Annotated in this window: 11 protein-coding genes; 6 read left to right on the top strand and 5 right to left on the bottom strand. The window is 44.5% G+C overall.

Annotated elements, in window-relative coordinates; genetic code table 11:
• Nucleotides 1-139: 139 nt before the first annotated feature.
• Genes ACYVG7_RS12265 through ACYVG7_RS12255 form a run of 3 tightly spaced genes read right to left on the bottom strand, consistent with a single transcriptional unit; the run spans nt 140 to nt 2629 of the window.
• Nucleotides 140-1381 carry a tyrosine-type recombinase/integrase gene (locus ACYVG7_RS12265; protein WP_148831151.1) on the bottom strand — a complete coding sequence of 414 codons (1242 nt, stop codon included), beginning with the start codon at nt 1379-1381 and terminating at the stop codon, nt 140-142.
• A 1-nt stretch (nt 1382) separates the two neighbouring features.
• Nucleotides 1383-1652: a hypothetical protein gene (locus ACYVG7_RS12260; protein ID WP_148831152.1), complete on the bottom strand. Its 270-nt coding sequence runs from the start codon at nt 1650-1652 to the stop codon at nt 1383-1385.
• 2 nt (nt 1653-1654) lie between these two features.
• Nucleotides 1655-2629 (bottom strand): ParM/StbA family protein, encoded by a 975-nt coding sequence (locus tag ACYVG7_RS12255; RefSeq protein ID WP_025586926.1) that lies wholly within the window; start codon nt 2627-2629, stop codon nt 1655-1657.
• A gap of 482 nt (nt 2630-3111) precedes the next feature.
• Between ACYVG7_RS12255 and mobI the strand changes: the two genes are divergently transcribed.
• Nucleotides 3112-3537 (top strand): conjugative transfer protein MobI(A/C), encoded by a 426-nt coding sequence (gene mobI, locus ACYVG7_RS12250; protein ID WP_460883383.1) that lies wholly within the window; start codon nt 3112-3114, stop codon nt 3535-3537.
• Nucleotides 3538-3547: 10 nt separating this feature from the next.
• On the opposite strand, the gene umuC is transcribed toward mobI, so the two are convergent.
• Both umuC and umuD read right to left on the bottom strand, forming a co-directional pair.
• Nucleotides 3548-4816: a translesion error-prone DNA polymerase V subunit UmuC gene (gene umuC, locus ACYVG7_RS12245; protein ID WP_210763731.1), complete on the bottom strand. Its 1269-nt coding sequence runs from the start codon at nt 4814-4816 to the stop codon at nt 3548-3550.
• A 7-nt stretch (nt 4817-4823) separates the two neighbouring features.
• Entirely contained in the window at nt 4824-5273 is a 450-nt protein-coding gene (gene umuD / locus ACYVG7_RS12240; protein ID WP_106651338.1) for a translesion error-prone DNA polymerase V autoproteolytic subunit, read from the bottom strand.
• 655 nt (nt 5274-5928) lie between these two features.
• Here umuD and ACYVG7_RS12235 point away from each other — a divergent pair.
• From ACYVG7_RS12235 to ACYVG7_RS12215, 5 genes are all read left to right on the top strand, one after another.
• The gene (locus ACYVG7_RS12235) at nt 5929-6834 is read left to right on the top strand and encodes a 3'-5' exonuclease (protein WP_460883382.1); all 906 of its coding nucleotides are present in this window, start codon (nt 5929-5931) and stop codon (nt 6832-6834) included.
• Between the two features lie 87 nt (nt 6835-6921).
• Nucleotides 6922-7221 (top strand): hypothetical protein, encoded by a 300-nt coding sequence (locus tag ACYVG7_RS12230; RefSeq protein WP_197386129.1) that lies wholly within the window; start codon nt 6922-6924, stop codon nt 7219-7221.
• A 317-nt stretch (nt 7222-7538) separates the two neighbouring features.
• Nucleotides 7539-8477 (top strand): WYL domain-containing protein, encoded by a 939-nt coding sequence (locus ACYVG7_RS12225; protein ID WP_460883381.1) that lies wholly within the window; start codon nt 7539-7541, stop codon nt 8475-8477.
• Between the two features lie 21 nt (nt 8478-8498).
• A complete protein-coding gene (locus ACYVG7_RS12220) occupies nt 8499-11369 on the top strand; it encodes an ATP-dependent helicase (RefSeq protein WP_460883380.1) in 2871 nt (956 codons plus the stop codon).
• A gap of 35 nt (nt 11370-11404) precedes the next feature.
• Nucleotides 11405-12139 (top strand): DNA methyltransferase, encoded by a 735-nt coding sequence (locus tag ACYVG7_RS12215; protein WP_460883379.1) that lies wholly within the window; start codon nt 11405-11407, stop codon nt 12137-12139.
• Nucleotides 12140-12179 lie beyond the last annotated feature (40 nt).

Genomic DNA, 12179 nt, shown 5'->3' with positions numbered 1-12179 from the left:
GTTATTGAGTGATCGGCATGGATGTTATTACGTGATCGGCATGAATGTTATTGAGCGATCGCCATGCGTGGGAATATGCACTGTGGCACATTGAAGACCTAGAAGAGTATGAGAAGAAAGAGGACTGAGCCTCTTTCTTTTATTGTCCGAAACGCCAGTTGAATGGAAAGCCTGTCGGCTCGATGATGGTTTCTAGCTGTTGATACCAAACGTCGTAAGCATGACGCATTTCATCCAGGTACTGATATTGGTTGTAGATAGCATCCAACCCTTTTTTGCTGTGGCCAATCATCAACTCGGCAACTTCTTGCGTCGTGATGGCAGACATTCGCGTTCGCATCGTTCTGCGAAGATCATGCATAGACCAATGTTCCATCTCAACACCAAGCGATCTGCGAGCCCAGATTTTCACATTGTTAGGAATAGTGGTATCAAAGCCATTTGTGGCAAGCTCTTCTTGTCCGTTCGCGGGAAACAAGTAAGTTGATTTGCTCATCTGCATCGCCAGGTCAATCAGCTCAATAGCTGGCTTAATTAATGGCCGCATGATCGGCGCTCCAATTTTCTCACCTTGTTTGCGGATCTCTATAGGCACTGTCCACATTGCAGATTGCAAATCAAAGTGATGCTTTTCAGCTTGAATGAGTTCGCCCTTGCGACCGCCCAATAGCAGAAGCAGTTTTATGTAGATGCGGTTCTTCTCAGTGATTTTTGACTCGTGCAAATAGCGCCAAAGTATCCTGATCTCGTTGTCATTTAGCACCCGAGTTCGTTTGCCTTTCTTGCCGCCGACTTTCTTTGCTGTGATCCCTGCGGCAGCGTTAATTTCCAAAATTTGTTCATCAATCAGCCAGTCATAAAACTTATGCAGCACAGACACTAGGCGCTCTGTGTTCGAAGGGGACGACTCCGAAACCTCACGAAGACAGTTTCGCAAGGACAATTCATTGATGTCAGTTAATGGGTACTTGCCAAGTCGGGGCAGCAAATATATTTCACTGCTGCGTTTTTGGTAGTGCCACGTTTTCTCCTTTAGCCCTTGCTTACCGGCAGAGTCTATCCAGTCTCGAAAAATCGATTCGAAACTTTGCTTGGCAGAATACTTAGCCCGTTCCTGCTGTAGGTAGAGCTTGGGGTTTCGGCCTTGATCAAGTACTGCCCTTAACCTATCCAGCTCATTCCTTGCTTCAGCAAGCTTCATAAGTGGGTAAGTACCTATGTCTACCCGCTGTTGCTTGCCATCGAAACGATAACGAAACTGAAAAACAATTTTGCCCTTGGGCGATACCCGAGCACTTAGCCCATCTCGGTCGGCTTTTACTACGGTTTCTTTTGCTTCTTTATTTAACCTGGCATCGAGCCAGCTAACTGATAACGCCATGTTATAAGCCCAGCCCTAGTTTTGATTTTAATGATTGTTTACGTGATTCTGCTTTGGGTTCTGGCGCTGTACTCTCAGAAGTAACTTCACCATCTGGTGCAAGACCATCCAGCGGTCCAGATGTCGTGGATAGATTGGGTTGGCTCATGTGAATTAACCCAAAGGTGGCCAGCATCCGCAGACGCTCAGCGCGTTCCCGTGGTGGCGTCTTTTCCAATTCTTTGAGTAGTTCTGGGTGGCTCCCTGGGGGAATGTTGACGACAACTCTCATGATCAGGCCCCATAAAACCAGAAGCCTCGGACGTTCGCCAAAACAGACTGTTCCGGCACGATGATCTTGCTTCGCGAAAAAATCTCCTTGGCCGCTTCCTTATAAGCCATGGCTCCACCTCCCGCGATCAATACCAAGTCCGCATTGATGCTTTCGTCACGCATGGATTGGCGCATGGCTGTAAGAGCAACAGGCGCTACCTTTTTCATGGCAGCATTTAGATAAGGTGAAATATCGACCTTTTCTCCAAACAGCAGCACCTGCAAGTCGCCGGTTCTCATGGCTTTTTCAAGTCGATCCATACCTACTTTGGCACCGTGATCTTCCGAAATCAGCTTATCAATCGTTTCCAGTAGCACGGACATTGCCTGAAGACTGGTTCCTGATGAGCTGTAGCGAATTTCTCCGGCCTCAAGGGCAACCCAGTCAACAGAAAAGAAGCCAGGGTCTATAACGACGACGCGACCTTCTTCAATCAAGCCCAAATCTCCACCTGTTTGAACCAGATCCATATAGGCACCGGCAGGCTGCGGCAGCACTTTGACGTCATGAACTGTGATGCTGCGCTTAGGCGTCACTTGATGGACACCTTTTAAACGCTGCACAAGATCAGACTTACGTTGTGGTTCATGAAACTGGGAAACCGGTAATCCAGTGACAACCAAATCGATGGATTCTGTTTCAGCCATTAACAAGGCGGCATGAAAAAGTGCCTTATAGGTTTTTGTGGTGGGATATTCCGGGTGAAGCTCTCGTTCCCAGCCTTGAAGGCGTCCAGCAGGAACACCAGCGGCCCAACGCTCATTATCGACAGAGACATACAAACAAGTGTCATCATCGCCTCCACCGATACGCTCCGGCATACGATCCGCTGGACCGGCACCCGCAGGTAGAATAATGGTTTTCGGTTCACTACCTGATTGGCCAATTGCCAGCTTCAGGTTTGAGTAACCGATATCTACGCCTAGTACAAACATACTTATCTCCTGTGCACTCAAAGTGCTCTAACGGTTTTCAATCAACCGCACTGGTCACGCTTGGGCATTTCCAAGTGCTCTGGCGGTTCACTCAAATGTCATTATCAGGATTCGGTGCACTGGAGGTGGGCAGAAAGGTGACAAATCCTTTCATCTATCTGCCTATTGCATTTTCGCAAAAGTATGAGAATAGGCTCGGTTTGGCGGCGGATAACCTAGCCAAAAAAATCGAGACGCCAAACGTCGTTTGCATTCTGGCCTGAACTTGCCAAACGGTTTGTATTTTCATGGCAATACGTCTTTTTAGGCGTTTTTAAGTGAAATCGGCCTGTATCCCTTGTCAGGTATGGAATTACGCGAGTTGATTTATATCGAGACGCCAAACAGTGATTGTTACGGCAGTTTTACGTTTGGCGTTTCGATCCAAAAGCCAAACGGATAGTGGTTTTGGCTTTTGGGGTTAATTGGATGGAGAAATTGGTTTGGTAGAAATCGTCAATGAACAATGGAAAGCAGATGTATCAGATTTACTTCAGCAAGAAACGGACAGGCTAAAAGCACTGGCACGAGCTGAAGTTGATGACTTTTGGGTTACCCATTACAAGGTTCGTGAGAATGCGCCCTTTAAAGATTGGGGGCTGCTTGGTGTCCGTATCAGAGACTTTAAGTATGGCTTTGGCATTGAGTGGTACATCAACAGCTTTCACGGTCAACGAGGCAAGCGCGTAGTCTTTAGTAAAGGACTGAGTATTTCAAAGACGAAGCTGAGATACTCATTTTTGGACTGCCAAGGTCTAGCCAAAGAATGGGAGTTAGCGCTGGCCATGGAGAAAGAAGAATTCTTCAGTGATATTCGACGCCAGGTTGATAAGCTCAACATGCTGCGTCGCAGAGTGAATGCCTATTGAGTTAACTGCGCTACTTCACTCGTGGCAACTGGTCCCAGCGTGTTGTATAAGCGGGAGACAAATGCTCTCGCTTCATCGACCAATCTTTCTTCGTACCTTGTCCAGCAAAGAAAACCTTTCCGGCACCACTTTGGTTAATGGTGTCCAATACAGACATTAACTGTTGGCTATTAGAGCGGGTCGATACGTCATCGAATAGTCCTGGTTGAAACATGCCTGGATCGTAAAAGTCAGACAGCATGACGCCCGCTTTGGCATAACGAAAACCATCCTTCCAAATTCGCTTGAGTAAGTGATTGGCCAGCTCGATAAAATCCCGCGTATCGCAACTGGGGGTCAGTAACTCACCCGATGCGGAATTGCTGTACTGCGGCTCGTTGTCCTTAAAGGGGCTGGTTCGTATGAAGACGGTCATCACTTTGGCTTGCTGCTGTTCTTTGCGAAGCTTCTCAGTGGCGCGGGTTGCGTATTCGCATATGGCTTCACGTAACAATTCAAAGTGCGTCACTTTTACGCCAAATGAACGACTACAGACGATTTGTTTCTTAATTGGCGGGATCTCTTCAAGTTCAATGCACGACTCACCATTGAGCTCTCTGACGGTTCTCTCTAAAACCACTGAAAACTGGTCTCTGATGGCTCTAGGAGAGGCATTGGCGAGATCTAAGGCTGTGGTGATACCCAACGCATTTAAACGCTTAGAAAGCCGTTTACCAACGCCCCAAACATCATCAACTGGGACTAATGCGAGCAATCGACGTTGCCGATCTGGATTGGTCAGGTCTACAACCCCCTGAGTGGCGGGATATTTCTTGGCGGCATGGTTAGCCAGCTTGGCGAGTGTTTTAGTAGGTGCAATGCCGACACAGACGGTGATCCCAATCCAGTGGTCTATGCGCTCTCGCACTTGTTGTCCGAACTCGACAAGAGATATGGCCGACTCAATACCGGTTAAGTCCAAAAACGCTTCGTCAATGGAGTAAACCTCTACTCGTGGTGCCATCTCTTCCAAAGTGCGCATCACTCGACTGCTCAAATCTGCGTACAGCGCGTAATTGGACGAGAATGCCAAAATGCCATGGCGCTGCATTTCAGATTTGATCTGAAAGACGGGTACGCCCATTTTTATACCGAGTAACTTAGCTTCACGCGACCGTGCAACCACGCAGCCGTCATTGTTGGACAGCACCACAACCGGCGTATCTTTTAAATCAGGACGAAACAGCTTCTCACAACTGGCGTAAAAGTTGTTGCAGTCCACCAAGGCAAATACTGGCATGGGATAGTCACGACTTGCGGCGCATGTTTCGCACCACATTGGTGACCACACCAAATATCTCTAACTCTGTCCCTTCAGGAATATGAATGGGCTCATACGCCGGGTTTCTTGGGATCAGCTTGACGCAAGGCCTGAGTTGAAGCTCCTTTACCGTGAGTTCACCATGGATACCCGCGATGACAATGTCACCGTGTTCTGCTTGGACAGAGCGATCAACCACCAAAATATCATCTGGGTGAATCCCGGCATCAATCATTGAATCACCTTCAACACGCACAAAGAACGTTGCAGCCGGTCGCTTGATGCACAGCTCGTTGAGGTCGAGCGTTTGCTCAACATAATCCTGCGCTGGGGAGGGAAAACCAGCAGAAACACGTTCCATGAACAATGGAATACGAAGGCGCTTGGCTTTGATGAAGGCAAGTGCGCCGCTACGGCCTATCAGCGAGACACTCATGACGAACCTCGAAAAATCACAATTAATACTGTTTGTTTATACAGTATCTAATGCTATGCTGATTTCTACAAGTAAAATTGTAGGTAAAACTGGTGTTGTTCGAGTAAGACACTGTGTTGTCGGTGATTTATTTTTTGTGTTGAAAAACTAGATGTGGGGGATCGCTCGCCCTCGTCAAAGCCTGCAAGGCTTGGACAATACTGCTTCTGCCTACTGCTCTTGTTTCTGTTACTGATCCTGTTACTGCTACTGGTTAACGCATGGGTCAAGTAACCGTCAGACAAGGCTTGTTGAACCCTTTGCAAAGGGTTTACAAACAGTTAGTAAAATTCCGCTTCGTATTGAATTTACTGGCTTAAAGCGAAGTCAGGAGCATCTTTAAAATGCTCAGTCGAACTCAGTTCAAGCCTTTTGCAACCGTTTGAAAAGGGGGTGGCTAAGCCATACGTAAAGGGTATCGGTAAGGGTTACCTAAACGGTTTGGCTAAGGCTTTCTGATAGACTTAGTCAAAGCCTTCATACATGGGTTCAACCATTAGAAAGATTAAAAAAACGCTGAGGTATCCAAGGTGCATTTTGTACAAATGCGTTTATAAACGAACAGGGCACAGTGAAATAACCCAAAGCGAATAATAGAATTGAAGAGGAACCATCAATGACAAGAGCCCCAGCGCCATTTCCGCTAGAGCGCCTCGCGGATATCCCAGAAAGACCAGAAGATTTTAGATTGCTGGAGCGTATTCCATTAACGCGTGAGCCGCAGACTTGGCCACTTGAACTTTCTCCTATGGTCGGTGATGAACAGCCAATGGTGCTGCTCGATACAGAGACAACCGGACTATCTGCCGATGACGAGTCCATTATTGAGCTTGGTATGGTTAAGATGCTTTACAGCCCCTCTGCTCAGCGGATTGTGTCGATTGTTGATGTGATCAGCTTGTATGAAGATCCCGGCAAGCCAATCCCCGAGCTGATTACCGAGTTAACCGGTATCACCGATGATATGGTTCAAGGCCAGCACATTGATGATTCACTGGTTGCGAGTTGGTTATCCGATGATCCGCTGGTGGTTGCTCACAATGCGCAGTTTGATCGTCCTTTCTTTGAAAAGCGGTTTGCCGCATTAGGCCATCTATCTTGGGCCTGTTCAGCTAGCGGCATAGATTGGAAGGCGCTGGGCTTTGAAAGTCGAAAGCTTGAGTACCTGCTGCTTCGCTTAGGTTGGTTCTATGAAGGACACCGAGCTGCAACCGATTGTTTGGCGATGGCCTGGTTGTTTCATTTGTTGCCCGAGTCCGTTGCAAACTTGTTGTCTGAAGCAGACAGGCGAACTGTGTTAGTTCGTGCGTTTGGTGCGCCGTTTGACGTAAAGGACTATTTAAAAGAGCGTGGTTACCGCTGGCATGACGGTGTTAAAGGTGCCAACAAACATTGGTGGCGCGAAATCAGCGAAGACGAGTTGCCGCAGGAACAAACTTACCTGGATGATTTGTATCATCGTGGCTCAGAACATGCCCACTATGACTACAAAGATGCCCGCAATCGATTTAAAGCTTTGTAGCTCTCTATAAGGTAAGCCTTGCATATTTGAAAACCTCTGGAAAATGGAAAGTGAACTCATGGTTTAACCAACAAGAGGAATCTTTCCATGTACCAAGACACCTACATTGAATACTGGGGCGAAATCTTCGTCTCTGCCCGCATCATTGAATTTGGCATCACGTTCGAGCGCTTTCTTAAAGATCCATGGAAGCATTTGATGTCCTGTGGCCAAGAGTCTGCCCCAGACGCGATTGCTGAAGGGATGCTGCCATTGCTACCAGCCCAGGCAGAAGTTGCCAGGCGCATTCGGGAGAGTGAGCAACGAGCCCTGATGTCTACAGAGTCGGACAAAGGGGGAGCTCATCGCGGTAACATCGTGGTGCCACTGGTTCGGGTAGCGTATTGATAGCGGCTATCAGCAATGGCATAAAACAATGTCTTCACGCCCATACCTGAGCGGCAATTGCAATCCAGATCAAAAAGTTGCCGCTTAGTCTTCCCTACAAAGTAATTTGTGATAGGATGATACCTAATAAATTTAATTAGGTTGAAGCCTATTCAGTGTTTTATGGCCATCTGTTCAGCTTCAACCGGTAGAGATTGCTAAGTCATTGCGGATAAAGAGCAGCATTGAGTGACACTATTCAATGTGATTACGCGATGTCTGACCGTACTTTATAAACAGAGTTTTAAGAAACTGGTTGAATTGGATAAACAAGACGCATGACAAATGATGGTCTGAAACAAACGGTAGTGGCGAAGTCAGATAGGCTTTCACAGATAGCGCAGTTGCCACAAGCAACCAGGGATCGCATTGCCCACATCGATTTCACCTTATTGTTTAAGGGCGAAGCGGTGCGAGCGGATTTAGTCGATCGCTTCAGCATAGCCGCTGCACAAGCAACGAAAGACTTCACCCTTTACCGAGAGCTTGCGCCAGGCAACATTGAGTATGACCAAAAGCTCAAATTGCATAAGCGTGGTGAAGCTTTTGCCCCATTGTTCGACTATGACGTTGTGAGAACACTGGCAACCATTAGCCAAGGATACGGAGATGGCTTTACTGGAAAGGTAAAACCACCACTGGCTTGTGAAGCGCCTTATCACCTTAACAAACCGAATCTATCGATAGTGGCGAAAGTCACCGAAGCCATACACAAAGGCAAAGCCTTGCGTATCACCTATGTATCGTTATCGAGTGGTGAAACAACGCGTGAAATTGTGCCGCATACGCTGGTGGACAATGGCCTGCGTTGGCACGTTCGTGGTTTTGATCGCAAGCATAATGAGTTCCGTGACTTTGTGCTGACCCGAATTAAAGCAGCGGTCGTGCTTGAAGATTCCACTTTGTCGCCCTCTGTTATCAAAGAAAGTGAGCTCGAAACCCAAGACCGGCAATGGAACCGATTTGTTGAGCTGGAGTTAGTGCCGCATCCACGTATTGAGCACAGCGAAGCGATTGAGCTGGATTATGGTATGACGGGTGGCGTTCTAAAGGTTGAGATTAGGGCTGCAACCGCTGGGTATTTGCTTCGCCAATGGCATGTGGATTGTTCTACGGAACACTCATTAACGGGCTTTGAGTATCAGCTTTGGTTGCGTAATAGCCAGGCACTTTATGGTGTTGTTCACCTAGCGATTGCTCCAGGTTACAGAGCATAGTTTTAGTCGGAGAAGGATCTTATGGCATCACCTAACAAGTATCAGCAGCAAGCAATAGCTCATCACAAAGGACCATTATTAATCATTGCCGGTCCAGGTTCAGGTAAGACTTACACACTTGTTGAGCGAATTATTAATTTAATAAATAAACATGGAGCAGTAGCTGATAGGTTATTAGTTGTTACATTTACCGAGAAAGCCGCACAAGAGCTTAAGACTCGAATCTCGAACCGAATTCTTGAGTTGGGGATAGATTTTAATGTAAACGAAATGTATTTAGGTACGTTTCACTCTATTTGTTTAAGAATACTAGAAGAGCATCGAGAGTTTACACGTCTGAAACGGTCTTTTGTATTGATGGATCAGTTTGACCAGCAGTATTTTCTGTATCAAAACTTGCGAGAGTTCAGGGATATTGAAGGTATTGAACATATTCAAGGTGAGCACAAACTACCTGCTTGGGTAAAGTCAGAAAATTTGATGAGTTGGTTGAACAAGGCGTCTGAGGAAGCTTTAGACGTTGAGGTGTTATGCCAATCACCAGACATTGCAATAAAGGCACTGGGCGATAGCTACTGCATATATCAAGCCCTGCTTAGTAAAAATAATGCATTAGATTTTTCATGTATTCAGCTCGAGACTTACCTTTTACTTCGCGAGAATCCAAGTCTACTGGGCGAGCTTCAAGAAAAGCTTGATTATCTAATGGTGGATGAATACCAAGACACAAACACCATACAAGAAAAGCTACTCTTTCTATTGATGGGACAGAAGAAAAATCTTTGTGTTGTTGGAGATGATGACCAAGCACTATATCGTTTTCGAGGCGCAACCGTAAGGAATATACTTGAGTTTCCGCAAAATTTTCCATCTGGCGATTGTCAACAAATTAGGTTATCCACTAACTATCGATCTCATCCAGAAATTGTAAACTTTTACGATACATACATGGGAGATAAACCGTGGCTTCGTGAGGGAATTAATTATCGCTACCCCAAAAATATAGTTGCGAGAGATGATAACTTTCCTGATGGACCTACCGTAATTAGTGCAATCACCCCAGAAGGTGATGATTGGCATCAGGATGTATATCAACTCCTAATGCACTTAAGAGATAACGGTAAACTGAAAGATTGGAATCAGGTTGCTTTCTTATTTAGGTCAGTTAAAAGCGATAAAGTAAAGGCTCTAGCTCAATCCTTAGAAGATAAGGGAATACCAGTGTATTCTCCTCGTGCAAATTTATTCTTTGAACGAGAAGAAATACGATTAGTTCTTGGACTATTTCATCTTGTATTCCCCATGGTTCTCCCCGATCGTAAAAATCGTACAGAGGAAGGTAAGGCTATACCAATTTGGAAGTACTATGAACAGCACTGCATCGCTCCGCTTTTGGAGGAATTGGGTAAGCCAGAACAAATTGAGCTGGTTAAATGGTGTAAGAAAAAAGCACATGAACACATTAATTTAACTAAAAACGCTGATAGTTCATTCTTGGGTATATTTTATGACATTTTGCAATTCCCATTATTTGCAAGATACCTCGATCAAGATAATGGACATTTGAGAGCTCAGAGAAACCTTGCTCAGTTTAGTCGGATGCTCGGAAAGTTTGAATATTTGCATCGAGTTAGTGTTTTAAATCCAAAGTACTTAGATGCTAACCTTCGAGATTTATTTGATAATTTCATCAGATTTTTACATGAGGGTGGAATTGATGAATACGAGGACATGTCAGAGTACGCACCTTCAGGTTGCGTTTCATTTCTAACGATACACCAATCTAAAGGATTGGAGTTTCCAATTGTTTTCGTAGGTTCATTAGAGGCAACCCCACGTAAGCAATACACTGAGCTAGATGAAATTATTGAAAATCAATATTTGGCTAAAAAGTCATTTGAGCCTTTGGAAGATACGAAGTATTTCGATTTTTGGCGACTCTATTACACCGCATTTTCGCGGCCTCAAAACTTACTAGTACTGACAGGACAAGAGAAATCTGGACATGGAAAAACTCCCTCTCATCATTTTACTGAATACACAGAGAAGTTAACGTATTGGCGATCGGTTAAATCTGAGCTGTCGTCTCTGGAGTTCGAGTCTGTTAAGGATGTGAACATAAAGAAAGAATATGCCTTTACGTCACACATTACTTTATTCGAGACCTGTGCAGAACAATATAGGCTCTTTAAAGATCTAGAGTTTCAGCCTGTGAAGGCTAGTCCGATGTTATTCGGTACTTTGATTCATGAAACTCTAGAAGATATCCATAAAATGGCTATTAGAGGGCAGGAATCTCAGATTACGAGAGCGAATATTCAATCGTGGTTGATGGAAAACTATCAGAACTTGGCAAATAGAGAGCGAATGTATCTTGGTGAGTCAACTTTAGGCGCAGCCCTTCAGCATGTAATGCGATATGTAGATAGAAAAGGCGGAGATTGGTCAGACATAAAAGAAACGGAAGTCGATATCTCATTAGTGAAAGGGCGTTATGTGCTTACTGGAAGCGTAGATTTAATAAAAGGCTCTGATGGAACCGTTGAATTGGTTGATTTTAAATCAGAGCGCAAACCCGATATGGAGCGAGATAAAGAGCGCATATTGCATCATAAAAGACAGCTAGAAATATACGCTCATCTGGTTGAGGAACGTTATGGTTATCAAGTGAGTAAGATGCATCTTTATTTCACTGGTGAGACCAATGGGTTGCCTAACATTTCATTTAACAAGGCTAGCGGGACAATTGATAAAACAGTTGCAGAATTTGACCGTATTGTTGATCGAATTGAAAACAAAGATTTTTCATTGAAAGCAAGACCAGATAAGACGTGTGTCGACTGTAGTGCTAGGGCCTATTGCGATAAAAAGAATTGGAAATTTTGCAATTAATAAAAATACATTTAAATTATATATTTGAGGCGAAAATGAAAATCGAAGAAACAAACAATATTGAAAATTACGAATTTGAACCGATTAAAGGATATCCAATGCTTAATTGGAAAGGTAAGCGTCCTTTTCGGAGCACACAATATTTTCCTGCACAACTAAAAGAAGTATATGGAAAAGAAGATGAAAATGGATGGATTAATAAAATTTTCTGGGGTGATAACCTTCAGGTCATGAGTCACCTTTTAAAAAAATATCGTGGAAAAGTAGATTTAATCTACATTGATCCTCCATTCGATTCAAAGGCTGATTATAAGAAGAAAATAAAACTTAAAGGGCAATCAGTAACAAGCGATTCAAGTTCATTCGAGGAGAAACAATACACAGATATTTGGTCGAATGACGAATATCTTCAGTTCATGTATGAAAGAATTCTGCTGATGAGAGAGTTGCTTTCCGAAAAAGGAAGTATATATATTCATTGCGACTGGCATAAAAGTCATCATATTAGGTTGATTATGGATGAGATTTTTGGAGAGTCTTTCTTTAGAAATGAAATTGTTTGGTCCTATTTTGGATTTAAAAGAGCGACTTCGAAAAAATTCCCTCAGAAACATGATGTCATCATTTCTTACACAAAATCAGATGATTACACTTGGAACACACAATTCAGGCCGCATTCAAAAGAGTATGTAGCTAGGTTCAAAACTGATGAAAATGGTCGTAAATACGTAAGCGCCGCTAAATCGGCCTACTTGCCTTCGTTGTATTGAGTCACTTTTTTTGCAATGGGCTCCAGCGGGACGTTCCATG

Source organism: Pseudaeromonas pectinilytica (assembly GCF_054780855.1).
The sequence above is the reverse complement of the archived record's forward strand: the minus strand, read 5'-3'. Positions and strand labels throughout refer to the sequence as shown.